Here is a 23,086-nt window from a genome sequence, read left to right as displayed (position 1 = left end):
TCTGCCCCTAGGTCCGCAAACGTATCGGTCCAGCTTGGGTTCCGCATCGACGCGACAAATATGGTCACGCTTGCGCGGAACGGCGGCGGCTGCGGGACGTTCGGCCGCCATGACAGACACCACGATCTCACCGCCCGAAGCCGATGCAGGGCCCACGCTGACGCCTCATGCGGCGCTGAAGCATGTCGTGATGCTGGTCAACCCGCTGTCCGGCAGCGTGGGGCCGCGCGCCGCAGACGAGGCCGAGGCGATCCTGGCCGGTTATGATCTGAAGGCCGAGGTCATGACGTTCGAGGGCGGCAACTTCGATCAGATCATCGCCGACGCCTTCGCGGCGGAACCCGACGTCATCTTCGTCCTGGCCGGAGACGGCACGGCGCGCTCGGTGGCGTCCAAGGCCCAGCCGGACGGTCCGATGATCGCGCCCCTGCCGGGCGGGACGATGAACATGCTGCCCAAGGCGCTGTACGGCACAGCCGACTGGAAGCTGGCTCTGAAGCGCGCGCTAGAGGAGGGTGAGCCTCAGGCCGTCTCTGGCGGCGAGGTCCAAGGCGAATATTTCTACTGCGCGGCCATCCTGGGTTCGCCTGCCCTGTGGGCGCCGGCGCGCGAGGCCATGCGGACCGGCAAGATCAAGCTGGCGTGGCAATACGGACGCCGCGCTTTGAAGCGCGCCTTCTCCGGCCGCCTGCGGTTCACGCTGGACGGCGGCGAGAAACGTCGCACCGAGGCGCTTGTGCTGATCAGCCCGATGATCTCCAAGGCGATGGAAGATCCCATCGGACTGGAGGCGGCCGCCATGGACCCCAGCGACACGACCCAGGCCTTCCGCCTGGCCGCCACCGCCCTGTTCAGCGACTGGCGCCAAGACCCCGCCGTCTCGACCCGTCCGGCCAAGCTGATCGAGGTGCGCGCCCGCTCCAAGATTCCGGCCGTGATCGACGGCGAGCCGCTGTTGCTCAAGCCCGAGGCCGTGATCCGCTTCGTGCCCAAGGCCTTCAAGGCCCTGGCGCCCCGGCCGCCGTCGGCCGAGGACAGCATCTAATGGGGCGTATTCTCCAGTTTTCCGACGTCCATTTTGGTTGTGAGCACAAGCACGCCTGCGCCGCCGCTCTGGACTACGCCCACGCCACGCCCAACGACCTGGTCCTGATAACCGGCGACATCACGCAAAAGGGGTTCCCGGACGAGTTCACGGCCGCCGGCGAATGGATGCGTGCCATGCCCGAGCCACGCTTCGTCATCGTCGGCAATCACGACGTGCCCTATTGGGATGCCGTCGCGCGGGTGCTTCATCCGTGGCGCGCGTTCGAGACGGCGACGGGCTTTCCCGCCCACGACGGTCAGTTCCTGGGCAAGGACGTCATGGTGCGCGGCGTGGTCACCGCGCGCGGCTGGCAGGCGCGGCCCAACTGGTCCAAGGGCGTCATCGACCTGGATCAGACGCGGCGCGCGGCCGAGGCCCTGCGCCAGGCCCCCATCGGCACGCTCAGAATCCTGGCCTGCCACCATCCGCTGATCGAAATGGTCGGCACGCCGATGACTGGCGACGTCAAGCGCGGCGACGAGGCGGCCCTGATCTTCGCCGAGGCCGGCGTCGATCTGATCATGACGGGCCATGTCCATGTGCCCTTCGCCATGCCGATCCCGCTGGCGGATCGCTGCTCCTATGCCGTCGGGTGCGGGACGCTGTCTCACCGTGAGCGGGGTGCGCCGCCAGGCTTCAACCAGATCGACTGGGACGCCAAGACCATAACGGTCACGGCCCTGGCCTGGGACGGCGTCAGCTACCGATCGCACCAAATCTGGCGACTGCCCCGTCGTCAGGACACCCGCAAGGCCGCCACCGCGCCCAGCCCTGTCGAGCCGGGCGCATTGGAGAAGGCGGCGGTCTGAACCTGTCTCCTCCCCATTTCATGGGGAGGTGGCGCGGCGCTCTTCGCGCCGTGACGGAGGGGTTCTCACCGCATCACCAGCGCCTGTGGGACTTCAAAGAGCCCCTCCACCACGCTTCGCGCGGTCCCCCTCCCCGCAAAGCGGGGAGGAGACATCGTGATCACCGGAACGGCGGCTCGTCGAAGGCGCGAAGCTTGCGCGAATGCAGTTTCGGCCCTTCGCTGCGCATCAGGTCGACCGCCTGGATGCCGATCTGCAGGTGTTCGGAGATCGAGCCTTCGTAGAAGCGGTTGGCCTGACCCGGAAGCTTGATCTCGCCGTGCAACGGCTTGTCCGACACGCACAGCAACGTCCCGTAGGGCACGCGGAAGCGATACCCTTGTGCGGCGATCGTGGCGCTTTCCATGTCGATGGCGACGGCGCGGCTCTGGTTGAAGCGCAGGGCCGACTTGGAATAGCGCAGCTCCCAGTTCCGGTCGTCGGTGGTGACCACGGTGCCGGTGCGCAGGCGCAGCTTGACCTCGTCGCCTGGCATGCCGCTGACCGACTTGGTCGCGTCGTACAGGGCGCGCTGGACCTCGGCGATCGACGGGATGGGGATGTCCGGCGGCAGGACCGCGTCCAGCACGTGATCGTCGCGCAGATAGGCGTGGGCCAGCACATAGTCGCCGATGGTCTGGCTGGCGCGCAGGCCGCCGCAGTGACCGATCATCAGCCAGACGTGGGGCCGGGTGACGGCCAGGTGATCCGTGATGGTCTTGGCGTTGGACGGGCCGACGCCGATGTTGACCAGGGTCACGCCCTTATGGCCAGGCGCGGTCAGGTGATAGGCCGGCATCTGGTGTTTCTTCCAGGCCGTGTCGCTGATCGCCGCCTCGGGGTTGGGGGTGTCGCGCGTGATGACGACGCCGCCGGCGCAGGACAGGGTCTGATACGGCGAACCCGGCGTCTGAAGCTGTTCGATGGCCCAGCGCACGAACTCATCGACATAGCGATTGTAGTTGGTGAACAGGACGTAGGACTGAACGTCGTCCACCGGCGTGCCGGTGTAGTGTTTTAGCCGCGCCAGCGAGAAGTCGGTCCGCAGGCCGTCGAAGTGCGACAGGGGGAAGTCGCCGCCCATCTCAAATAAACCATCGGCGATCTCGTCGCCGATATGGGCCAGGTCCGTGGTCGGGAACCAGCGCGCCAGGGCGGCCGTCATCGACCGGTCCAGCGCGACCTCCAGCCCGTCCGTCACATAGGGGAAGGGGATTTCCTGGCGCGACAGTCCGACCTCGAAGGTCGCGGCGTATTCCTGTTCCAGCAGGCCCAGCTGTTCGGTCAGATAGGGGCGGAACAGGTCCGGCCGCGTGATGGTGGTGGCGTAGCTGCCCTGTTTCGACAGCCGGGCATAGGCGCGCGGCTCCAGGTCCTGGGGGCGATCCCCGTCCCAGCGGATGCGAAGTTCGGGATAGGCGAACACCCCATCGGCGCGTTTCAGCGGATCGGGCCGCTCGCCGGTATTGACGAAATCCCGCACGGCGTCGCGCAGGTTGGTCACGGATTGGGTGTAGAGGGTTTCGAGGCGGTCCAGCGCCGCCTGTGCTGTCATCTGTTCTGTCATGACTTCCTCTAGCCGAGCTTCGCGGCAATGGCGAGGCGCCTGACGCTCAAGCTTGATTTCGCTGCCCCGACTTCGCTGCATTGCAGCAATTTGTGACGGGGCTGCGGTTGCGGATCGGGGCGCGACGGCGCATCTGGCCCGAATGTCTTCTTCCCTCGCGTCAGCGCCCGCCAAGAAGGAGCTCGGCTTCGTCGAGTTCGTCTGTCTCATCGCCTTGATGATGGCGCTGAACGCTCTGGCGATCGATTCGATGTTGCCGGCCCTGCCGCACATCGGCGCGGACCTGAACGTGGCGACCGACAATGACCGGCAATGGGTGGTGACCTCCTATCTGCTCGGGTTCGGCGGCGCCCAGCTGTTCTACGGCCCGCTGGCGGACCGGTTTGGGAGGAAGCCCGTCCTGCTGTTCGGCGTGGGCGTCTATGTGGTGTTCAGCCTCTTGGCGACCCTGGCGCCGACCTTCGACATGCTGATCCTGGCGCGTATCGGTCAGGGTCTGGGCAGCGCCTGCACCCGCGTGCTGGCCGTCTCCATCGTGCGTGACCGCTACGAGGGCCGCACCATGGCGCGGGTCATGTCCTTCAGCTTCCTGGTCTTCCTGGGCGTGCCGATCCTGGCGCCGTCCATCGGTCAGATGATCATGCTGGTCGGTCCGTGGCGCTGGATCTTCGCGGGGCTGGGCCTGATCGGCGTGGGCCTGATCGTCTGGGCGTCGTTGCGTTTGCCCGAAACCCTGAAGCCCGAGGATCGTCTGCCGATCCAGGCCAAACGCCTGGCTGCGGCCTACAAGACTGCCCTGACCGACCGCACCGCCGTCGGCTACATGCTGGCCATGACGGCCATCACCGGCGCCTTGTTCGGCTTCATCAACTCGTCGCAGCAGATCTTCGCCGACGTGTTTCATGCCGAGGCGGCCTTCCCGGCCGTCTTCGCCCTGATCGCGGGCGGCATCGCCGTGGCCTCGATCGTCAACGCCCGGCTGGTGGTGAAACTGGGGTCGCGCAAGATCTCGCACACGGCCCTGATCGGCTTCACCGCCATTTCGGCCGTCCACGCCGCCGTGGCGATCAGCGGCCATGAATCGATCTGGACCTTTGCGGTGCTGCAGACCCTGACCATGTTCTGCTTCGGCCTGATCGCCGGAAACTTCGGGGCCATGGCCATGGAGACAATGGGCAAGATCGCCGGCACCGCCGCCTCGATCCAGGGCTTCATCTCCACCATCGTCGGTTCGCTGCTGGGCTTTGCGGTGGGCCAGCAGTTCAACGGGACGACCATCCCGATGTCGGTGGGCTTCACCGTCTTTGGTTTGATCGCCCTGGGCTGGGTGCTGTTTGCCGAGCGCGGCCGGTTGTTCCGTGCCCATCACCTGCCTCCCGTCGTGAGCACTTAGACCGAGACTTGATCTTTTCGGCGTTTCCGCGCGTTCTCCGGCCAATCGTTACGGTCAGCCCAGGAAAACCTCGATGAAGCGCAAAGCGCTCGGTCTCGTCTCCGCCCTCGCCCTCGTCGCCGCCCTGGGGGTGAGCGCCTGCTCCACCACGACCGGGGGCAGCGCCATGACCCCGCCCGCCATTGCGCCGGCGCCCGGTCCCGACGCGGTCGACAGCCACACCTACGCCCGGCCCGAGATCGCCCGCGTCGTCGACGTGGCGTTGGACCTGACCGCGAACTTCGAGGCCAAGACCCTGTCGGGCACGGCGACCCTGGACATCCTAGCCGCACAGGGCGCCAACGAGGTGATCCTGGACATCAAGAACCTGGACATCCAGGACGTGCGCGACGCCGAAGGCCGCGCCCTGCGCTACGTCACGGGGCCGAACGACGCCATCAAGGGCCAGCCCCTGACCGTCTATTTCCCGGCCTTCGCCGCCAACGAACGGCGCAAGATCGTCGTCACCTATTCGACGCGACCCGATGCGGCGGCCCTGCAATGGCTCAGCCCGACCCAGACGGCGGGCGGCGAAAAGCCCTATCTGTTCAGCCAGGGCCAGGCGATCCTGACCCGCACCTGGGTTCCGACCCAGGACAGCCCCGGCATCCGCCAGACCTATTCGGCCCGCATTACCGCGCCCGCCGACCTGACCGTGGTCATGAGCGCCGACCACCTGACGCCCAACGGCGAGGCGGCCGCCAACGGCATGAAGACCTGGCGCTTCCGGATGAACAATCCGATCCCGCCCTATCTGATCGCCATCGGCGTGGGCGACATCGCCTTTGCGCCGTTCGACGGTCGCACCGGGGTCTGGACCGAGCCCAGCCGCCTGCGCGCCGCCCAGTGGGAGCTGGAGCCGACCGCCCAGATGGTGACGGCGGCCGAGAAGCTGTACGGCCCGTATCGCTGGGGCCGCTACGACCTGCTGGTCCTGCCTCCTTCCTTCCCGTTCGGCGGGATGGAGAACCCCAAGCTGACCTTCGCCACCCCGACCATCATCGCTGGCGACCGCTCGCTGGTGTCGCTGGTCGCGCACGAGCTGGCGCACAGCTGGTCGGGCAATCTGGTGACCAACGCCACCTGGAACGACTTCTGGCTGAACGAGGGTTTCACCACCTATTTCGAGAACCGGATCATGGAGTCGATCTACGGCTATGACCGCGCGGTTCAGGAACAGGTGCTCAGCTGGGACGGGTTGCAGGACGAGCTGAAATCCCTGCCGGCCGACGACACCCGCCTGCATCTGAACCTGCTGGGTCGCGATCCCGACGATGGCATGAACACCATCGCCTATGACAAGGGCTCGGCCTTCCTGCGCACCATCGAACGGGTCGTCGGGCGCGACAAGTTCGACGCCTGGCTGCGCGGCTATTTCGACCGCAACGCCTATCGCCCGATGACCACGGCCATGTTCCTGGACGACATCCGCGCCAATCTGGTGAAGGGCGACCCCCGTCTGGAATCCGAACTGCAACTGGAGGCCTGGGTCTATCAGCCCGGCCTGCCGTCGAACGCGGTCGCGCCGGTGTCGGACGCCTTCACGCCCGTCGACGCCGCCGCCGTCGCCTTCTTCAAGGACAAGGGACCGGCCTCGGCCATTCCCTGGGCGGACTGGAACACCCAGCAGCGCCAGCGCTTCCTGGGCTGGCGTCCCGAGGGCCTGCGCGCCAACGCCGACTGGCTGACCAATGCGCAGCTGGCCGATCTGGAGCGCACCCTGAACCTGGCGAACGAGGGCAATGCCGAACTGACCTTCGGCTGGCTGCAGATCGCGTTGGCGCACCGCTATCAGCCCGCCATCGCCACGGCCGACAAGTTCCTGACCAGCCAGGGCCGGCGCAAATTCGTCATGCCCCTGTTCCAGACCCTGTGGAACGAGGGCGACTGGGGCCGCACCATCGCCCGCCGCATCTACGCGGAGGCCCGGCCGCTGTATCACCCCGTGACAAGCGGCTCGGTCGATCAGCTGGTGGGACGGCAGTAAGTGAGATCTTCTCCTCTCCCTTACGGGGAGGGGGACTGCGAAGCGGTGGAGGGGCTCTTGAAGTCCGACAGGCGCCGGTGATGCGTAAGAGCCCCTCCGTCACGGCGCGAAGGCGCGCCGCGCCACCTCCCCATTTCATGGGGAGGAGACGGCTAGGGGCCGCCCGGTTCTAATCCTAGAGATTGACCACCGTGGCGCCGTCTTCGTCCGCCAGCCGTTCGGCCAGGACGGCGCGGTGGCAACCGGCGTGGTCGGCTTCGAAGCACAGCAGGGCGACGCGCTTCTCGCCCGCGAGCGCTTTCAGCCGCTCGTATTCGACCTGCGCCTGCGGTTCGGCCAGATGATCGGCGAAGATGGCGCGCATCTCGCCGACATGGCCCTTGCGCGCCGCATCGCGTCCGGCCTTGGGCGTGCCGAGACCGCGCAGATGGACATAGTCGATCCCCTCGGCCTTCAGGCTTTCGCCCAGGATCGTCTTGGAAAAACCGGCGCGGCGCGAGGCGGCGACGGCGCGGACATCGATCAGGGTTTCGACCCCGGCGGATTTCAACCGCGCGATCACCTCCGCCTGGGTCGCGCCTTCATAACCAATGGTGAAAAGCTTCATCCGCATCAGATGGGCGGCGACGGGCGTATCGCCAGCGTCACCGTGAACGCCCGCGTTGCGGTGCGGCGCCCTATCGTCTATCCCGCCGACACGGATTTCGACTGGAGCTTTCCCCATGGCTGACCTCGCCCCCGGCGTCGTGACTCTCTTCGGAGGATCGGGCTTTATCGGGTCGCAGGCGGTGCGCGCGCTGGCGCGTCGCGGCTGGCGCATTCGCGTGGCCGTGCGCAATCCGGTCCTGGCCATCGAGATCCAGCCGCTGGGCGATCCCGGTCAGATCCAGTTCATGCGGTGCGACATCACCAGCGCCGAGGACGTGGCCGCCGCCGTGCGCGGCGCCGACGCCGTAGTCAATCTGGTCGGCGTCCTGCACGACGCAGGCGGCAAGCGCGGCTTCGACGCCGTCCATACCGAGGCGGCCAAGACCATCGCCGAAGCCGCCAGGACGGCGGGCGTCCAGCGTCTGGTCCAGATCTCGGCCATCGGCGCGGATGCCGCCAGCGCCTCGGCCTACGGGCGCTCCAAGGCCAAGGCCGAAGAGGCGGTGCGCGCCGTCTATCCCGACGCGGTGATCCTGCGGCCGTCGCTGGTGTTCGGCGCCGGCGATGGCTTCCTGAACCGCTTCGCCGCCATGGCGACGCTGTCGCCGTTCCTGCCGCTGATCGGCGGCGGCGACACCAGGTTCCAACCGGTCTATGTCGGCGATGTCGCCGAGGCCATCGCGCGCGGCGTGACCCGCGTCGATGCGGCGGGCCGCACCTTTGAACTGGGCGGGCCGAGCCTCTACACCTTCCGCGAAGTGCTGGAGCTGGTGCGCCGCGAGACCGGTCGCGACCGGATGCTGGTCCCCGTGCCCTTCGCCGTCGCCAAACCCCTGGGGTCGCTGCTGCAACTGAGCCGGTTCGTCGGCGTCACACCGCCGCTGACGCGCGATCAGGTGCTGATGCTGGAGAAGGACAATGTCGTCGCGTCCGACGCCCTGGGCCTGAGCGCCCTGGGCATCGACCATCCGGCCGGCATGGCGGCCATCGCCCCCTCCTATCTGTGGCGCTACCGCGTCGGCGGCCAGTTCGCCGAAGCCCCCGCCCACTGAACCATCCCCATCTGATGCCGCCGCCGGTCGCTTTCGCGGCCGGCGGCGCTTCGCATATGGGAACAAAGAGTGCACAGCTTAAGGATGCCGGCCACGCAGCCCCAGTTCTCCCGGACCGATACGCCTGACCTGAACGACGCGCGGGCCCTGCTGTCGCGCGTCTGGGGACATGCCGATTTCCGGGGGATGCAGGGCCAGGTGGTCGAGCAGATCCTGTCCGGCGGCGATGTGCTGGCCGTCCTGCCGACCGGCGGCGGCAAGAGCGTCTGCTATCAGATCCCCGCCATCCTGCGCCCTGGCCTGGGCTTGGTGGTCTCACCCCTGATCGCCCTGATGACCGACCAGGTCGAAGCCCTGAAACAGCAGGGGGTCGCCGCCGCACGTCTCGATTCCGGGGTGTCGCTGGACGAGCGTTCGGCCATCTGGGCGGCGGCCCGATCCGGCGATCTGGACCTGCTGTATGTCTCGCCCGAAGGCCTGGCGGCCGGGGCCATGATGGATCGTCTGGCCGAACTGCCGCTGAGCCTGATCGCCATCGATGAAGCTCACTGCGTCTCGCAATGGGGTCACGACTTCCGTCCCGACTATCGCAACCTGGGTCTGCTGGCAGAGCGGTTCCCCCATGTGCCGCGCATAGCCGTGACCGCCACCGCCGACGCCCGCACGCGCGACGACATCCTGCGCTCGCTGCGGCTGGAAGAGGCCAAGGTCTTCGTCGACAGTTTCGCGCGTCCGAACCTGCAACTGTCGGCCGAGCGCAAGGAAAGCGCCTCGCGCGCCAAGACAGACGCCCGCGTCATCGAACTGGTGCGCGAGCGGCTGGGCAAGTCGGGCGTGGTCTATTGCGGCAGCCGCGACGGCTGCGACCGCGTGGCCCAGGCGCTGCGCGACGCCGGGACCAACGCCATCGCCTATCACGCCGGCATGGACACCAGGGAGCGGGACCGCCGGCTGGAGCGGTTCCTGGCCCAGGAGGGCGCCGTCATGGTCGCCACCATCGCCTTCGGCATGGGGGTGGACAAGGCTGACGTGCGCTTCGTCATCCACGCTGATCCGCCCGGTTCGCTGGAGGCCTATTGGCAGGAGATCGGCCGGGGCGGGCGCGACGGCGAACCGGCCGAGGGCATCACCCTGTATGGCCCGTCCGACATCGCCTGGTCCCTGCGTCGCCTCGACAGCCGACCGATGGCCGAAGAGGTCAAACAGGTCCAGGTGCGCAAGACCCGACAGCTGTTCGCCATGCTGGACGGCGCCGTCTGCCGCGCCCAGGCCGTGCGCCGCTATTTCGGCGAGACCGACGCGGCGCCGTGCGGCGTCTGCGACATCTGCGGCGACCCGCCCCAGCTTTATGACGCCACCGTCCCGGCGCAAAAGGCGCTGGCGACGGTGCAGCGATTGGGCGGCCGGTTTGGGCGCGGCCGGATCGTCGATCACCTGACCGGCCGCACCAAGGCGGTCCAGCCGTGGGAGCAGCAGCTGTCCACCTGGGGCATCGGCGCCGACATATCGCCCAACGGCTGGCGCGATATCGTCGATCACCTGCTGTTCGAAGGCCTGCTGGTCGAAGACGCCAACGACGGCAAACCTTTGGTCGGTCTGGGCGATGGCGAGGCGGTGCGCGCCGTCTACAAGGCCGAACGCAAGATCGAGGTTCGCCGCGTGCCCGCAGGCTTCGACGCAGGCACGCGCTCGGGCAATCCACGCAATCGTCGCGACCGCACCGGCGAGGGCCGCAACGCGGCGCTGGAGACGATGGACGCCGATGTCCGCGCCCGGTTCGAGGCCCTGCGCGCCTGGCGCCGCGACCGCGCCTCCGAACAGCATGTCCCGCCCTATGTCATTTTCCAGGACAAGACCCTGCTGGAAATCGCCCAGGCGGAGCCGGGCGATCTTAACAGTTTGGGGGCGATTTCAGGCGTCGGCCAGTCCAAGCTGGATCGCTACGGCAAGGGTGTTCTGGAGACGCTGAACGCCCTCTAGATCGGGTCAGACCGCCGGCTTGGGCGGGGCGGTGATGACTTCGACATTGTCGTTCAGCAGATAGGACAGTTCCGACAGGGCTGTGGCGCGTTCGGCCGGATTGGCGGCGGCCTGAACGGCCTGCACCTTCTTGGGCATGTCCTCGGAAATGCCGCGCAGGATGCATTTCAAATCGCCGTCGGTGCCGCGTTCCTTCAGGATCAGGTGGCCCTGCATGTCCAAAGCGGCCAGCTGCTCGGTCTGGGCCTTGAAGCCGGCGAAGGCCTGGCTGGTGAAGAAGGCGGCGTCGTCGGCGGCCTTGGCGGTCGCCCAGCCATCGACCATGGCCTTCAGGCTGGTCGAGCGCGAGATGATGTCGGCGAACAAGGGCTCGCCCGCCACCGAGATCGGCGCGCCGGGCACGGCCGCCGGCTGATCCGCCGCAAGCGCAACGGCGGGATTGGACATCGCCAGGGCGATCGAAAGCGCGAGGCCGCAAGACATGGGGATGACTTCCTGTTTCACCGTCCGCTAGGACGTTGAACCTAAATACGCCCGACCCGTAAACGAGTGTTTACCCTCTCCAACGCCCACATCATCGACCGAGGACGCCATGAGCCGCGACGACGCCTGGAAGACATTCGATCGCACCGCCGCCGAGGCGGGCCAGACCCGGATCGTGGATCAGTTCGCCGCCGATCCCGACCGGCTGGCGCGGATGTCGGTCGAGGCGGCGGGACTTTATCTGGACCTGTCGAAACAGAGCTGGACCCGCGCGGCGTTCGACGCCTGTCTGGACCTGGCGCGGGCGTCCGACGTCGAGGGTCGTCGCGCGGCCCTGTTCGCTGGCGAGGCCGTCAACCTGACGGAGGGGCGAGCCGTGCTGCACCCCGCCCTGCGCGCCGCCCCCGGCGCCGACTTCAAGGCCCTGGGCGAACCGGTCTCGGCCGAGGTGGACGCCGTGCGGGCGGACATGAAGGCCTATGCCGACGCGGTGCGGTCGGGGGCCGAGGCCGGAGCGACGGGGCGCAAGTTCGAGGCCATCGTCCATGTCGGCATTGGCGGGTCGGATCTGGGGCCGCGCGTGGTCTGGGATGCGTTGCGTCCGCTTGATCCGGCCATCGACCTGCGCTTCGTCGCCAATATCGATCCGCGCGACATGGCCGAGGCCCTGACGGGCCTGGACCCCGAAACGACCCTGGTCGTGGTGGTGTCCAAGACCTTCACCACCCAGGAAACCCTGGCCAACGCCGAGGCGGCCAAGGCCTGGCTGGCGGCGTCGCTGCCGGCCGAGGGGATGACGAAACACTTCATCGGCGTAACCGCCGCCCCGGAAAAGGCTGGGGCGTTCGGCTGCGGCCGGACATTTGCGTTCCGGGACTGGGTCGGCGGGCGGTATTCGCTGTGGTCGGCCGTCAGCCTGTCGTGCGGCATCGCCCTGGGCTGGGACGTGTTCGAACAGATGCTGGCCGGGGCCGCGGCCATGGACGACCATTTCGTGTCGGCTCCGCTGGAGCGGAACGCGCCGATCCTGCTGGCCCTGGCCCAGGTGTTCAATGTCGACGGGCTGAACCGACCGGCGCGGACGGTGGCGCCCTATGCTCATGCGCTGCGTCGCCTGCCGTCCTTCCTGCAGCAGCTGGAGATGGAGTCGAACGGCAAGCGGGTGCATCGCAACGGCACGCCGGTGACGCGCCAGACCTGCCCCGTCGTGTTCGGCGAACCGGGCACCAACGGCCAGCACGCCTTCTTTCAGCAGATCCACCAGGGGCCGCAGACGGTGCCGGCCGAGTTCGTGATTGTCGCCAAGACGCATGACGATGCGCCGGAATCGCCGCTGTGGTCGAATGCCCTGGCGCAAGGTCAGGCCCTGATGCTGGGCAAGACGACCGAGGCGGCCAAGGCCGAAGCTCAGGCCCAGGGCCTGTCGGAGGAAGAGGCGACCCGTCTGGCGCCCCACCGCACCTTCACCGGCAACCGCCCCTCGACGGCCATCGTCATGGAGCGCCTGACGCCCCAGGCCCTGGGCGCCGTGCTGGCCCTCTACGAGCACAAGACCTTCGTCGAGGGCGTGATCTGGGACATCAACAGCTTCGACCAATGGGGGGTCGAACTGGGCAAGGTGCTGGCCAAGGCGATCCTGAAGGACGTGGACGCCGGCGGGCCGTCGGCAGACCTCGATCCGTCGACGGCTGCGCTGATGACGCGCCTGATGGGCTAACGAAGAAAGGGCCCGGCCTTGCGGCCGAGCCCTTCGTTCTTTTCAGATCGTCGCGCGATTACCAGCGGCGGTCGTGACGGTAATCGCGGCGATCGTCGCGGCGATCATAGCGTTGCTCGCGGCGATAATCACGGTAGTCGCGGCGCTGCTCGTAGCGCGAGTCCCGGCTGTTGATGCCGTGGTCGCGTTCCCAGTGGCCCTGGTTGCGGTAGCACTGGCCGCCGCGATAATATTCGCAGCCCGAACCGCGGTTCGAAGACGAGGCCACCGCGCCGATGGCTGCGCCGCCTAGGGCGCCGCCTGCGATGTAGCGACCGTCTCCGTTGCCGTAGATGGCGCCGGCCAGGCCGCCGACAGCGGCGCCGATCAGGGCGTTGCGGCCGGTATCGTCGCGATCACGCGACTGGGCCGAGGCCGGGGCGGCCATCAGGCTCAGGGCCATGACCGGGGCGGCGACGACGGCGGTGATCTTCAGCAGCTTGGACATGTTCCGTCTCCTTTTGTTTCGTTGCTCGATCTGCGTTCCGAGAGAGGAATGCCTCCAGCGTTGAAACGGTTCTATCGGCCCGCGCTTGAACGACCCCAGAGGTCGGCATTCATTTTCGGTTCATGCTCGCGTCGCCTTGTCGCGGAAGTTTCGCAGGCGATTAAGGGCGGCGCCGCTTGACGATGGCCTGCCGTCTGCCTAACTCCCGCTCGCGTTAGCACTCTCGCCGGTCGGCTGCCAAAACGGCGATCGCGGGAATGCCGCACACCGTTTCAAAAACGCCCCGATCCGGGGGTTTTACAGGGAGAAGTCCGATGGCGTTCCGTCCGCTCGGCGACCGCGTGCTGGTCAAGCGCGTTGAAGAAGAATCCAAGACCAAGGGTGGGATCATCATCCCCGACACCGCCAAGGAAAAGCCGCAGGAAGGCGAAGTCGTCTCCGTCGGCCCCGGCGTTCGTGACGAATCCGGCAAGGTCAACGCCCTGGAACTGAAGGCCGGCGACCGCATCCTGTTCGGCAAGTGGTCGGGCACGGAAGTGAAGATCGACGGCGACGACCTGATCATCATGAAGGAATCCGACGTTCTGGGCGTGCTCTCGTAAGCACCCGCGTCGACGACCTTCTTCAACGTAATCCATAGATAGGAGCTGCCCGCATGGCCGCTAAAATCGTACACTTCAACACCGACGCGCGCGACAAGATGCTGCGCGGCGTCAACGTGCTCGCCAACGCCGTCAAGGTGACCCTGGGTCCCAAGGGCCGCAACGTCGTGATCCAGAAGTCCTTCGGCGCCCCGCGCTCGACCAAGGACGGCGTGTCGGTCGCCAAAGAGATCGAGCTGGAAGACGCCTTCGAGAACATGGGCGCCCAGATGATCCGCGAAGTCGCTTCGAAGACGAACGACAAGGCGGGTGACGGCACCACCACCGCGACCGTCCTGGCTCAGGCCATCGTGCAAGAGGGCCTCAAGGCCGTCGCCGCCGGCATGAACCCGATGGATCTGAAGCGCGGCATCGACAAGGCTGTCACGCTGGTCCTGCAAGAGATCAAGGACAAGTCCAAGCCGGTCTCGAACAACTCGGAAATCGCCCAGGTCGGCACCATCTCGGCCAACGGCGACAGCGAGATCGGTGAGCTGATCGCCCAGGCCATGGCCAAGGTCGGCAACGAAGGCGTCATCACCGTCGAGGAAGCCAAGACCGCCGACACCACCGTCGACGTCGTCGAAGGCATGCAGTTCGACCGCGGCTACCTGAGCCCTTACTTCATCACCAACGCCGACAAGATGGAGGTTCAACTCGAAGAGCCGCTCATCCTGCTGTTCGAGAAGAAGCTGACCTCGCTGCAAGCCATGCTGCCGATCCTGGAAGCCGTGGTGCAGTCGGGCCGTCCGCTGCTGATCATCGCCGAGGACATCGAAGGCGAAGCCCTGGCGACCCTGGTCGTCAACAAGCTGCGGGGCGGCCTGCGCGTCGCCGCCGTCAAGGCGCCGGGCTTCGGCGATCGCCGCAAGGCCATGCTGGAAGACCTCGCCATCCTGACGGGCGGCCAGGTCATCTCGGAAGACCTGGGCATCAAGCTTGAGAGCGTCACCATCGACATGCTCGGCAAGGCCAAGAAGGTCACCATCACCAAGGACGACACCACCATCGTCGAAGGCGTCGGCGAGAAGGACGCGATCGAAGCCCGCGTGGCCCAGATCAAGCGCCAGATTGAAGACACGACCTCCGACTACGACAAGGAAAAGCTGCAGGAACGTCTGGCCAAGCTGGCCGGCGGCGTCGCGGTTCTCCGCGTCGGCGGCTCGACCGAAGTCGAAGTGAAGGAAAAGAAGGATCGCGTCGACGACGCCCTCAACGCCACGCGCGCCGCGGCTGACGAAGGCATCGTTCCCGGCGGCGGCATCGCCCTGCTGAAGGCCTCCAAGATCCTGGCTGACGTCAAGGGCGACAACGCCGACCAGAACGCCGGCATCGCGATCATCCGTCGCGCCCTGCAGGCTCCGATCCGTCAGATCGCCGAAAACTCCGGCGTCGAAGGTTCGATCGTGGTCGGCAAGGTTCTGGAAAACGAAGACGCCTCGTTCGGCTTCAACGCCCAGACCGAAGAATACGGCGACCTGGTCAAGATGGGCGTCATCGACCCGGCCAAGGTCGTTCGCACGGCCCTGCAAGACGCCGCTTCGGTGGCCGGCATCCTGATCACGACGGAAGCCGCAGTCGCCGACGCCCCCAAGAAGGGCGGCTCCGGCGGCGCCCCTGACATGGGTGGAATGGGCGGCATGGGCGGCATGGACTTCTAAGTCCAAGTCCTCCCACGCTGAAATGCAGAAGGGCGGGGTCGCGAGACCCCGCCCTTTTTGCTGTTTCCTCCCTGCGAAGTGGGGAGGGGGCCGCGTAGCGGTGGAGGGGCTCTTGAAGTCCCACTGACGTCTGCGATGCGTCGCAGAACCCCTCCGTCAGGACGCCAAGAGGCGTCGCGCCACCTCCCCACGATGTGGGGAGGAGACGGTGTTTCAGAACTCCGAAATCGCGCCCGGCCGGCGCGAGCGGGTCTTCAGCCACATGACGCCCAGCAGGTCCGAGAAGGACGCCCGCAGTCGGCCCCAGTTTGTGTATTTCGAGCGGCCGACCTCGCGGTGGCGGTGGTCCACGTCGAGGTACTGGTTCCTGAACCCCTCGCGGATCATCAGGGCCGGCAGGTAGCGGTGGATGTGATCGAAGTAGGGCAGGCGCAGGAAGACGTCGCGGCGGAAGGCTTTCAGTCCGCAGCCGGTGTCGTCGGCGTCGTCGCCCAGCAGTTTGCGGCGGATGCGGTTGGCCCAGATCGAGGCCTGGCGCTTGGCCTCGGTGTCCTGGCGTTTGGCGCGACGGCCGCCCACTAGGCCGACGTCGGCGGGCGCGGCCAGCAAGGCGTCGACCAAGCGTGGCGCGTCGGCGGGCGGGTTCTGGCCGTCACCATCCATCGTCACGACGACCGGCGCGCGGGCCGCGAGGACGCCGGTGCGGACCGCGCGGCTCTGGCCCGCATTGGTTCCGTGGGCCAGGACGCGCAGGGCCGGCAGTTCGGCCATGGCGGCCTTCAGCTCGGCCAGGGTGGCGTCTTTCGAGGCGTCGTCGACGAAGATCATCTCATACGAGCGCCCGGCGAAGGCGGCGGCGATCTCGCGCGCCAGGGGCACGGCGGCGCCCGCCTCGTCATGGACGGGAACGACGACGGAAATCTCGGGTGTCTCGACGGTCATTGGCGCTCCATAGACGAGAACGACGGCTTAGGGGAGACGGCTGACGACGGCGCGGTCGCGGTGTAAGGAGTCTGGAATGAAGACTTTTGATCTGGATGGCCGCATCGCCGGCTGGCGCGGCCCGGTCCTCGCGGCCCTGCTGACGCTGATCGCGGGCTTGCCCGGCCTGTTGCTGCTGCCGCCGCTGGACCGAGACGAGAGCCGGTTCGCCCAGGCCACGTCCCAGATGCTGGAAAGCGGCGACTACGTCGACATCCGCTATCAGGACGAGCCGCGCTGGAAGAAGCCGGTCGGCATCTACTGGATGCAGGCCGTCGCCGTCGGGCTGACCTCGGATGTCGAGAACCGCGAGATCGCCCCCTATCGCATCCCGTCCCTGCTGGGGGCCATGCTGGCGGCCTGGGCCGTGGCCTGGGCCGGGTCGGCCATGCTGGGCAGTCGGGTCGGCTTCTTCGGCGGAGCGATCATGGGGGCGACCTTCCTGCTGTCGACCGAGGCGGGCATCGCCAAGACCGACGCCATGCTGTGCGGAGCGACTACGCTCGCGATGGCGGCGCTGGCGCGCATCTATATGGCGACCAAGGCCGGTGAACGGCCGATCCGACCGCACAAGCTGCTGTTCTGGATCGGCATCGGGTTGTCGATCCTGATCAAGGGACCGATCGGGTTTCTGGTCGTGGCCCTGGCCATCATCGCCCTGTCGATCTGGGATCGGAACATCAAATGGCTCTATCGCCTCGGCTGGGGCTGGGGCCTGCCGTTGGTCGCCCTGATGGTCGGGCCGTGGGCTATCGCCATCACCATCGCCACCGATGGCGGCTTCTGGCGCGAGGCCATCGGCGGCGACCTGGCACCCAAGATCGCCGGCGCCCACGAAAGCCACTCGGGCTTCCCCGGCATGTACCTGTTGCTGGCGCCCCTGCTGTTCTTCCCCTCGACCCTGCTGCTGCCCGCCGCCGTGTCGACGGGGTGGAGCCGGCGGGCCGAGCCGGCGATCCGGTTCCTGGTCTGCTGGCTGGTTCCCGGCTGGCTGATGTTCGAACTGGCTCCGACCAAGCTGTGGCACTACACCCTGCCGACCTTTGGGGCGCTGGCTCTGCTGGCCGCAGCAGCCCTGGCCCAGCCGATCGGCAAGGTGTCGAGGATCACCGGCGCGGTCCTGGCGGCGTTTGCGGCCCTGCTGGTCATCGGCATCACTGTCTATGGGCTGACGGTCTATGGCACCTCGACGGCCCAGACCTGGGCGGCGCTGACGGTGGTCATGGCGCTGGCGGCGGGGGCGATGGGGGGCTTCCTGCTGTTGAACCGGGCGCCGGTCGCGGCGCTGGTCGCCTCGCTGGCCTTCGGCATCGTGGCCCATGCGGCCCTGGCCGGCACCATCCGCCAACTGCGGCCCCTGGCCGTCGCGCCTCAGCTTGAGAAGGCGCTGGAGGCGGCCGACCTGCATCCGCGCCAGGGTCGCACGCCGGGTCCGGTAGCGATCACCGGCTTCCATGAACCCAGCTTCGTCTTCCTGACCGGGCGCGACACCGATCTGACGGACGCGCGAGGCGCAGCCCAGGCCCTGGCCGAGGGGCGTCCCGCCATCGTCGAGGGACGCGACGCCGACGCCTTCCGTGCGGCGGCGGCTCGGCTGGGCGTCTCGGGCCGCGCGGTCGGGGTGGTCAACGGCTATAACTATTCGGGCGGGGACGAGGTCAGCCTGACCGTTTATGCGCCGCCTCCCCGGAACGGGTCGGGCGCCGGCGCCGGAGGCTCGTGATGGGCCGCTTCATCCAGATCGTCGAGGTCGGCCCACGCGACGGGCTGCAGAACGAGAAGGCCGTGCTGGAGCCCGCCGTCCGCGCCGATCTGGTGCGACGGCTGGAAAGCGCTGGGGCGAAACGGATCGAGGCCGTCTCCTTCGTCCATCCCAAATATGTGCCGCAGATGGCCGGCGCCGAAGAGGTCATGGCCGCCCTGCCGCATGAGGCGGGCCGCAGCCGCATCGGCCTGGTTCTGAACGGCAAGGGCTATGACCGGGCGCTGGCGACCGGGGTGGACGAGGTCAATGTCTCGGTCGCCGCCACCGACGGCTTCGGCCTGAAGAATCAGGGACTGGCGGTGAAGGATCAGCTGACCATGCTGGGCGAGATCGTCGCCCGGCGGCACAATGCGGAGGCGTCCGAAGGCGCGCCGGCGCTGTCGGCCATGATCTCGTGCGTCTGGGGCTGTCCGTTCGACGGCGAGGTCTCGGTCGATCAGGTCGCGGACATGGTTGGAGCCATCGCAGAGATGGGCGTAGGCGAGATCGGTCTGGCCGACACCATCGGCGCCGGCGATCCCTGGGCGGTGACGAAGAAGGTCGAGGCGGCGAAAGCCGTAGCGCCGGACGCGACCCTGCGCCTGCATTTCCACGACACTCGCAACACCGGCCTGGCCAACGCCTATGCAGGGGTCGAGGCCGGGATCGACGTGCTGGACGCCTCGGTCGGCGGCATCGGCGGCTGTCCCTTCGCGCCGGGCGCCACGGGCAATATCGCCACCGAGGACCTAGTCTATATGCTGACGCGGGGCGGGTTCGAGACGGGCTATGACCTGGACGCTTTGATCGCTGCGGCGCGCTGGATCGGCGAGGCCATCGGACGGCCGGCGCCGTCGGCGCTTAGCCGTGCGGGCGGGTTCCCCAAGGGCTGAAGCCTTGCTGTGGCGACGATTCGCAAACGGCGTTATTCATGATGAACAGGCGTAGCCGTCGGGCGGGCTGCGAAGAGGACAGACCATGCTGATCGCCATTCCGCTGCTGCTGATCCCCGTGGTGCTCTACAATATCGTGGTGCTGTTCGGCGGGTCGGGCGGCGGCGCCATCGTCCAGGCGGACGCCCTGCTGCGCGATCCGCTGTTCTCGATCACCATGACCTCGGGCGCGCAATGGACCATCGGTTCGGGCGACCTGATCCTGTTCCTGGGGCTGATCCTGCTGTTCTTCGAGCTGGTGAAGTCCACATCCAGCCAGCGGGTCGCCATCATCAATCACGCCCTGTCGATGATCCTGTTCATCGCCGTGCTGGTGGAGTTCCTGCTGCTGCCGGGCTTTGCGACCTCGACCTTCTTTCTAATCGTGATCATGATCCTGCTGGACGTGCTGGCCGGCTTCATCGTGACGATCATCGCGTCCCGCAAGGATTTCGATTTCGGCGGAGCGTGAGCCGCGCGGCCTCAAGTAGGCCCTTACGAACAATGGGCCTCAAATAGCGCGAAGCGCGATAGGCCCTAAGAGAATGCCGTGAAGATCAGGGCGACCACGGCGACGTCGAGGAATTTGGCGGCGAGGGCGAAGACGGCGGGCATGGGCAGGTCCGGCTGAAGGCGTTATGCCGCGCCTCCAGCAAACCCCGTGCCGCCGGATCAGATGTCGGTCTTGGCCGTCTTGCCCGTCGTCGGACGACGCTCGGCTGCGCCGGAATATTCGGCTCCGAGATAGGCGGAGCGCGCCGCGTCCAGCACCGGCGGGCCGCCGCGCAGGCCGCGCTTCTGTCCGGTCTGGCCCATCTGCTGGGCGACGAAGGCGGCGGCGCCGGGCTCGGGCGCCGGGAGGACGGCAGCTCTTGCCGGGGCAGGCTGGGGCTCGACGATCTCGGGCGCATCGACCGGCACCAGAGCGCGCGAGGCCGACTGGGCGCGCCGCTCGCGTTCGCGGCGGTCGCCTTCGCGACGATCCACGCGCTCCGGCCCGCCCACAGCCTGGATCCGGTCGGTCATTTGGGCTTGGCGCCGCCCGCCAGCTTGTCGATCTGGCGGCGCATCTCGTCCATCTGGCGGCGCATTTCGTCCAGAGCGTCGGGCGCCTCAGACGTGGGCTCCGGCTTGGTCTCGGGCGTCGCCGCCGGTTCGGCGCGCGGATAGCCGAAAGCCGGGAACATCTGCATGGCCCGCTCGAACATGGCCATGTTCGCCTTGGCCGTCTCCTCGATCAGGGTCGCGCCCGAGCCGGCGCCGAAAGCGCGGCCGACCTGGCTGGCGAACTGTTCCTGCTGGCGGCCGAAGTTGGCCAGGGACATCTCAAGATAGGAGGGCAGAACCCCCTGCATCGAGCCGCCGTAGAAGCCGATCAGCTGACGCAGGAACTGGACGGGCAGAAGGGCCTCGCCGCGGCTCTCTTCCTCGAAGATGATCTGGGTCAGTATCTGGCGGGTCAGGTCGTCGTTGGTCTTGGCGTCATAGACGACGAAATCGACCCCCTCGCGCACCATGGCGGCCAGGTCTTCCAGCGTCACATAGGCGCTGGTCCGTGTATTGTAGAGACGGCGGTTCGCATACTTCTTGATGACGACCGCGTTCGCCTCGTTCTTGTTTCCGCCCTTGGTTTTTTCGTCAGCCACGCTTGTTCTCGCGATGTTGCAACGCATCACTATCCCCCCTTGCGCCGCGAAGCGCCAGAGGGGGCGTCAATGCGCGCCCCCCGCGAAAGTGTGCGGACGGATCAGCCGTGGCTCATCGCCGGGGCCAGGACGACGCCGACCAGCACCGCCGTCCAGTGGACGGTCGCGCCCGTGACGACGAAGCCATGCCAGATGGCGCGGCGGAACTTCACACGCGGGCTGACGAAGACGAAGACGCCGGCGGTGTAGATCAGGCCGCCGATGACCAGCAGAGCCAGGGCGACGGGATGCACCGTCTCGACCATCGGCTTCAGGGCCGCGACCGCCAGCCAGCCGAAGACGACATAGACGCCGCTCCAGAACTTGTCCGAGATGCGCGGCGCGAACAGCTTCACGCCCGCGCCCATGAAGGCCAGGGTCCAGATCAGGGTGGTGAAGCCGATGGCCCACAGGCCCTCGAACCGTTGGGTGGTGAAGGGGGTGTAGCTGCCGGCGATCATCAAGAAGATGGCCGCCTCGTCCAGCCGCCGCAGCACAGGCCGCGCGGCGCAGGGGTTGGTCCAGTTGTAGATGGTCGAGGCCGTCAGCATGCCGACCAGGCACAGGGCGTAGATGGCCGTCGCCATGACGCCGCCGATGCCGGTATAGACGCCCGCCAGTCCCGCAAGGATGATCCCGCCGACCGCCGCCAGCATCAGGCCGACGACATGGACCCACAGGTCCGCCAGTTTCTCGGCGCGTGTCGGATAGTGCTCGATCATGTCCAGCTCGTCCGGCGTGCAGACGTGGGTGACGAGACGTTTCAGCGTACGAAGCATAGCCCTTCCAATCCATGGATCGCTTCTATCGTTCCGCGACAATGCGCCGACAGGGTGACGAATGGCTGAATCCGGCCGGGTTCCTATCGTCGCAGGTGACGAACACGCTGCGATGCGGCAAAACGGCCACGCAGACCTATTCTCCAGAGAGTGAAATCCCATGACCGACGTCGTCATCGTTTCCGCCGCGCGCACGCCGGTCGGCTCTTTCCTGGGCGCGTTGGCTTCCCTGCCTGCCTCGAAACTGGGCGAGATCGCCATCAAGGCGGCGCTGGAGCGGGCCGGCGTCTCGGGCGACGAGGTGGACGAGGTGATCCTGGGTCACGTGCTTCAGGCCGCCGCCGGCCAGGGACCAGCGCGCCAGGCCGCTATCGGCGCCGGTGTGCGTAAGGAGGCCGCCGCCTGGAGCCTGAACCAGATCTGCGGCTCTGGCCTGCGCGCGGTCGCCATCGCCGCCCAACAGATCGCGCTCGGCGACGCCAAGATCGTCGTCGCGGGTGGCCAGGAGAGCATGAGCCAGGCGCCGCACGCGCAAGCCCTGCGCAACGGACACAAGATGGGCGACGTCGCTCTGGTCGACACCATGGTCAAGGACGGCCTGTGGGACGCCTTCAACGGCTATCACATGGGCCAGACGGCCGAGAACATCGCCGACAAATGGGCGATCAGCCGCGAAGCCCAGGATGAATTCGGTCTCGCCAGCCAGCACAAGGCCGAGGCGGCCCAGAACGCCGGCAAGTTCGACGACGAGATCGTTCCCGTCGTCATTCCCGGCCGCAAGGGCGACGTGACGGTCGACAAGGACGAATACATCCGCCACGGCGCGACGCTTGAGCTGATGCAGAAGCTGAAGCCTGCCTTCGCCAAGGACGGCAGCGTCACCGCCGCCAATGCGTCCGGCCTGAACGACGGCGCCGCCGCCCTGGTGCTGATGAGTGCGGACGAGGCCAAGGCGCGCGGGCTGGAGCCGCTGGCGCGCATCGCCTCCTACGCGACGGCCGGCGTCGATCCGTCGATCATGGGCACGGGGCCGATCCCGGCCTCCAAGAAGGCGCTGGAGAAGGCGGGCTGGAGCGTCGCTGATCTCGATCTGGTCGAATCCAACGAAGCCTTCGCCGCCCAGAGCCTGTGCGTGGTCAAGGAACTGGGTCTCGACCCGGCCAAGGTCAACGTCAACGGCGGCGCCATCGCCATCGGCCACCCCATCGGCGCCTCGGGCGCACGCATCCTGACGACGCTGCTGTTCGAGATGAAGCGTTCGGGCGCGAAGAAGGGCCTGGCCACCCTGTGCATCGGCGGCGGCATGGGCGTGGCCATGTGTGTGGAGCGGGCGTAATTTTGTAAGTCCCTTCTCCCATTGGGAGAAGGTGGCCGG

General features: G+C 67.4%; 21 protein-coding genes. 13 read left to right on the top strand and 8 right to left on the bottom strand.

What is annotated here, in order from left to right; genetic code table 11:
* Positions 1-109: 109 nt before the first annotated feature.
* Both CHRYSEO8AT_RS05685 and CHRYSEO8AT_RS05680 read left to right on the top strand, forming a co-directional pair.
* Positions 110-1,045 carry a diacylglycerol kinase family protein gene (locus CHRYSEO8AT_RS05685; RefSeq protein WP_159847512.1) on the top strand — a complete coding sequence of 312 codons (936 nt, stop codon included), beginning with the start codon at positions 110-112 and terminating at the stop codon, positions 1,043-1,045.
* Positions 1,045-1,896 carry a metallophosphoesterase gene (locus CHRYSEO8AT_RS05680; protein WP_159847509.1) on the top strand — a complete coding sequence of 284 codons (852 nt, stop codon included), beginning with the start codon at positions 1,045-1,047 and terminating at the stop codon, positions 1,894-1,896. The genes CHRYSEO8AT_RS05685 and CHRYSEO8AT_RS05680 overlap by 1 nt, the downstream gene beginning before the upstream one ends.
* A gap of 160 nt (positions 1,897-2,056) precedes the next feature.
* Here the strand turns inward: CHRYSEO8AT_RS05680 and CHRYSEO8AT_RS05675 are convergent, their stop codons facing one another.
* Positions 2,057-3,502: an AMP nucleosidase gene (locus tag CHRYSEO8AT_RS05675; protein WP_159847506.1), complete on the bottom strand. Its 1,446-nt coding sequence runs from the start codon at positions 3,500-3,502 to the stop codon at positions 2,057-2,059.
* A gap of 142 nt (positions 3,503-3,644) precedes the next feature.
* Between CHRYSEO8AT_RS05675 and CHRYSEO8AT_RS05670 the strand changes: the two genes are divergently transcribed.
* Positions 3,645-4,895: a multidrug effflux MFS transporter gene (locus CHRYSEO8AT_RS05670; RefSeq protein ID WP_159847503.1), complete on the top strand. Its 1,251-nt coding sequence runs from the start codon at positions 3,645-3,647 to the stop codon at positions 4,893-4,895.
* Between the two features lie 73 nt (positions 4,896-4,968).
* A complete protein-coding gene (locus CHRYSEO8AT_RS05665) occupies positions 4,969-6,921 on the top strand; it encodes a M1 family metallopeptidase (RefSeq protein WP_159847500.1) in 1,953 nt (650 codons plus the stop codon).
* Between the two features lie 175 nt (positions 6,922-7,096).
* Here CHRYSEO8AT_RS05665 and CHRYSEO8AT_RS05660 read toward each other — a convergent pair whose 3' ends face one another.
* Complete coding sequence (locus CHRYSEO8AT_RS05660) at positions 7,097-7,645, bottom strand: DUF488 family protein (protein WP_370514226.1); 549 nt, start codon at positions 7,643-7,645, stop codon at positions 7,097-7,099.
* Here CHRYSEO8AT_RS05660 and CHRYSEO8AT_RS05655 point away from each other — a divergent pair.
* Both CHRYSEO8AT_RS05655 and recQ read left to right on the top strand, forming a co-directional pair.
* Positions 7,644-8,621, top strand: a complete 978-nt coding sequence (locus tag CHRYSEO8AT_RS05655) for a complex I NDUFA9 subunit family protein (RefSeq protein WP_159847497.1) — start codon at positions 7,644-7,646, stop codon at positions 8,619-8,621. The genes CHRYSEO8AT_RS05660 and CHRYSEO8AT_RS05655 overlap by 2 nt on opposite strands.
* Before the next feature lie 84 nt (positions 8,622-8,705).
* Positions 8,706-10,601, top strand: a complete 1,896-nt coding sequence (gene recQ, locus CHRYSEO8AT_RS05650) for a DNA helicase RecQ (protein ID WP_159847494.1) — start codon at positions 8,706-8,708, stop codon at positions 10,599-10,601.
* 6 nt (positions 10,602-10,607) lie between these two features.
* Here recQ and CHRYSEO8AT_RS05645 read toward each other — a convergent pair whose 3' ends face one another.
* Positions 10,608-11,084 carry a hypothetical protein gene (locus CHRYSEO8AT_RS05645; protein WP_159847491.1) on the bottom strand — a complete coding sequence of 159 codons (477 nt, stop codon included), beginning with the start codon at positions 11,082-11,084 and terminating at the stop codon, positions 10,608-10,610.
* 109 nt (positions 11,085-11,193) lie between these two features.
* Here CHRYSEO8AT_RS05645 and pgi point away from each other — a divergent pair, with 109 nt between their 5' ends.
* Positions 11,194-12,801 carry a glucose-6-phosphate isomerase gene (pgi, locus tag CHRYSEO8AT_RS05640; RefSeq protein WP_159847488.1) on the top strand — a complete coding sequence of 536 codons (1,608 nt, stop codon included), beginning with the start codon at positions 11,194-11,196 and terminating at the stop codon, positions 12,799-12,801.
* 58 nt (positions 12,802-12,859) lie between these two features.
* Here the strand turns inward: pgi and CHRYSEO8AT_RS05635 are convergent, their stop codons facing one another.
* Entirely contained in the window at positions 12,860-13,288 is a 429-nt protein-coding gene (locus CHRYSEO8AT_RS05635; RefSeq protein WP_159847485.1) for a hypothetical protein, read from the bottom strand.
* Between the two features lie 314 nt (positions 13,289-13,602).
* Between CHRYSEO8AT_RS05635 and groES the strand changes: the two genes are divergently transcribed.
* On the top strand, positions 13,603-13,890 hold the full coding sequence (gene groES, locus CHRYSEO8AT_RS05630) for a co-chaperone GroES (protein WP_008259448.1): 288 nt from the start codon (positions 13,603-13,605) through the stop codon (positions 13,888-13,890).
* A 53-nt stretch (positions 13,891-13,943) separates the two neighbouring features.
* On the top strand, positions 13,944-15,590 hold the full coding sequence (groL, locus tag CHRYSEO8AT_RS05625) for a chaperonin GroEL (RefSeq protein ID WP_159847482.1): 1,647 nt from the start codon (positions 13,944-13,946) through the stop codon (positions 15,588-15,590).
* Positions 15,591-15,803: 213 nt separating this feature from the next.
* Here groL and CHRYSEO8AT_RS05620 read toward each other — a convergent pair whose 3' ends face one another.
* On the bottom strand, positions 15,804-16,532 hold the full coding sequence (locus tag CHRYSEO8AT_RS05620) for a glycosyltransferase family 2 protein (protein WP_159847479.1): 729 nt from the start codon (positions 16,530-16,532) through the stop codon (positions 15,804-15,806).
* Between the two features lie 76 nt (positions 16,533-16,608).
* Between CHRYSEO8AT_RS05620 and CHRYSEO8AT_RS05615 the strand changes: the two genes are divergently transcribed.
* The 3 genes from CHRYSEO8AT_RS05615 to CHRYSEO8AT_RS05605 all read left to right on the top strand — a co-directional run bounded on the left by CHRYSEO8AT_RS05615 (position 16,609) and on the right by CHRYSEO8AT_RS05605 (position 19,719).
* On the top strand, positions 16,609-18,294 hold the full coding sequence (locus CHRYSEO8AT_RS05615; RefSeq protein ID WP_159847476.1) for a glycosyltransferase family 39 protein: 1,686 nt from the start codon (positions 16,609-16,611) through the stop codon (positions 18,292-18,294).
* Entirely contained in the window at positions 18,294-19,208 is a 915-nt protein-coding gene (locus CHRYSEO8AT_RS05610; protein WP_159847455.1) for a hydroxymethylglutaryl-CoA lyase, read from the top strand. Before CHRYSEO8AT_RS05615 ends, CHRYSEO8AT_RS05610 begins: the two co-directional genes overlap by 1 nt.
* Positions 19,209-19,293: 85 nt before the next feature.
* The gene (locus CHRYSEO8AT_RS05605; RefSeq protein ID WP_159847452.1) at positions 19,294-19,719 is read left to right on the top strand and encodes a hypothetical protein; all 426 of its coding nucleotides are present in this window, start codon (positions 19,294-19,296) and stop codon (positions 19,717-19,719) included.
* Positions 19,720-19,919: 200 nt separating this feature from the next.
* Here the strand turns inward: CHRYSEO8AT_RS05605 and CHRYSEO8AT_RS05600 are convergent, their stop codons facing one another.
* The 3 genes from CHRYSEO8AT_RS05600 to CHRYSEO8AT_RS05590 all read right to left on the bottom strand — a co-directional run bounded on the left by CHRYSEO8AT_RS05600 (position 19,920) and on the right by CHRYSEO8AT_RS05590 (position 21,711).
* On the bottom strand, positions 19,920-20,273 hold the full coding sequence (locus tag CHRYSEO8AT_RS05600; RefSeq protein WP_159847449.1) for a hypothetical protein: 354 nt from the start codon (positions 20,271-20,273) through the stop codon (positions 19,920-19,922).
* Complete coding sequence (phaR, locus tag CHRYSEO8AT_RS05595) at positions 20,270-20,893, bottom strand: polyhydroxyalkanoate synthesis repressor PhaR (RefSeq protein ID WP_236547437.1); 624 nt, start codon at positions 20,891-20,893, stop codon at positions 20,270-20,272. Before phaR ends, CHRYSEO8AT_RS05600 begins: the two co-directional genes overlap by 4 nt.
* Positions 20,894-20,994: 101 nt before the next feature.
* The gene (locus CHRYSEO8AT_RS05590) at positions 20,995-21,711 is read right to left on the bottom strand and encodes a hemolysin III family protein (RefSeq protein WP_159847443.1); all 717 of its coding nucleotides are present in this window, start codon (positions 21,709-21,711) and stop codon (positions 20,995-20,997) included.
* 160 nt (positions 21,712-21,871) lie between these two features.
* Between CHRYSEO8AT_RS05590 and CHRYSEO8AT_RS05585 the strand changes: the two genes are divergently transcribed.
* The gene (locus CHRYSEO8AT_RS05585) at positions 21,872-23,047 is read left to right on the top strand and encodes an acetyl-CoA C-acetyltransferase (protein WP_159847439.1); all 1,176 of its coding nucleotides are present in this window, start codon (positions 21,872-21,874) and stop codon (positions 23,045-23,047) included.
* Positions 23,048-23,086: the final 39 nt, after the last annotated feature.

The sequence above is a fragment of the Brevundimonas sp. G8 genome (genome assembly GCF_902506205.1).
GTDB lineage: Bacteria > Pseudomonadota > Alphaproteobacteria > Caulobacterales > Caulobacteraceae > Brevundimonas.
This window is presented reverse-complemented; position numbering and strand designations above follow the sequence as displayed.

Excerpts from the sequence above, each read along its gene's own strand:
- CHRYSEO8AT_RS05655 (WP_159847497.1), top strand. The coding sequence starts at position 7,644 with ATGGCTGACCTCGCCCCCGGCGTCGTGACTCTCTTCGGAGGATCGGGC.
- CHRYSEO8AT_RS05665 (WP_159847500.1), top strand. The coding sequence starts at position 4,969 with ATGAAGCGCAAAGCGCTCGGTCTCGTCTCCGCCCTCGCCCTCGTCGCC.
- CHRYSEO8AT_RS05605 (WP_159847452.1), top strand. The coding sequence starts at position 19,294 with ATGCTGATCGCCATTCCGCTGCTGCTGATCCCCGTGGTGCTCTACAAT.
- CHRYSEO8AT_RS05610 (WP_159847455.1), top strand. The coding sequence starts at position 18,294 with ATGGGCCGCTTCATCCAGATCGTCGAGGTCGGCCCACGCGACGGGCTG.
- CHRYSEO8AT_RS05600 (WP_159847449.1), bottom strand. The coding sequence starts at position 20,273 with ATGACCGACCGGATCCAGGCTGTGGGCGGGCCGGAGCGCGTGGATCGT.
- CHRYSEO8AT_RS05660 (WP_370514226.1), bottom strand. The coding sequence starts at position 7,645 with ATGGGGAAAGCTCCAGTCGAAATCCGTGTCGGCGGGATAGACGATAGG.
- CHRYSEO8AT_RS05620 (WP_159847479.1), bottom strand. The coding sequence starts at position 16,532 with ATGACCGTCGAGACACCCGAGATTTCCGTCGTCGTTCCCGTCCATGAC.
- CHRYSEO8AT_RS05675 (WP_159847506.1), bottom strand. The coding sequence starts at position 3,502 with ATGACAGAACAGATGACAGCACAGGCGGCGCTGGACCGCCTCGAAACC.
- CHRYSEO8AT_RS05635 (WP_159847485.1), bottom strand. The coding sequence starts at position 13,288 with ATGTCCAAGCTGCTGAAGATCACCGCCGTCGTCGCCGCCCCGGTCATG.
- CHRYSEO8AT_RS05680 (WP_159847509.1), top strand. The coding sequence starts at position 1,045 with ATGGGGCGTATTCTCCAGTTTTCCGACGTCCATTTTGGTTGTGAGCAC.
- CHRYSEO8AT_RS05685 (WP_159847512.1), top strand. The coding sequence starts at position 110 with ATGACAGACACCACGATCTCACCGCCCGAAGCCGATGCAGGGCCCACG.
- CHRYSEO8AT_RS05585 (WP_159847439.1), top strand. The coding sequence starts at position 21,872 with ATGACCGACGTCGTCATCGTTTCCGCCGCGCGCACGCCGGTCGGCTCT.
- recQ (WP_159847494.1), top strand. The coding sequence starts at position 8,706 with ATGCCGGCCACGCAGCCCCAGTTCTCCCGGACCGATACGCCTGACCTG.
- groES (WP_008259448.1), top strand. The coding sequence starts at position 13,603 with ATGGCGTTCCGTCCGCTCGGCGACCGCGTGCTGGTCAAGCGCGTTGAA.
- groL (WP_159847482.1), top strand. The coding sequence starts at position 13,944 with ATGGCCGCTAAAATCGTACACTTCAACACCGACGCGCGCGACAAGATG.
- CHRYSEO8AT_RS05590 (WP_159847443.1), bottom strand. The coding sequence starts at position 21,711 with ATGCTTCGTACGCTGAAACGTCTCGTCACCCACGTCTGCACGCCGGAC.
- CHRYSEO8AT_RS05645 (WP_159847491.1), bottom strand. The coding sequence starts at position 11,084 with ATGTCTTGCGGCCTCGCGCTTTCGATCGCCCTGGCGATGTCCAATCCC.
- CHRYSEO8AT_RS05670 (WP_159847503.1), top strand. The coding sequence starts at position 3,645 with ATGTCTTCTTCCCTCGCGTCAGCGCCCGCCAAGAAGGAGCTCGGCTTC.
- CHRYSEO8AT_RS05615 (WP_159847476.1), top strand. The coding sequence starts at position 16,609 with ATGAAGACTTTTGATCTGGATGGCCGCATCGCCGGCTGGCGCGGCCCG.
- pgi (WP_159847488.1), top strand. The coding sequence starts at position 11,194 with ATGAGCCGCGACGACGCCTGGAAGACATTCGATCGCACCGCCGCCGAG.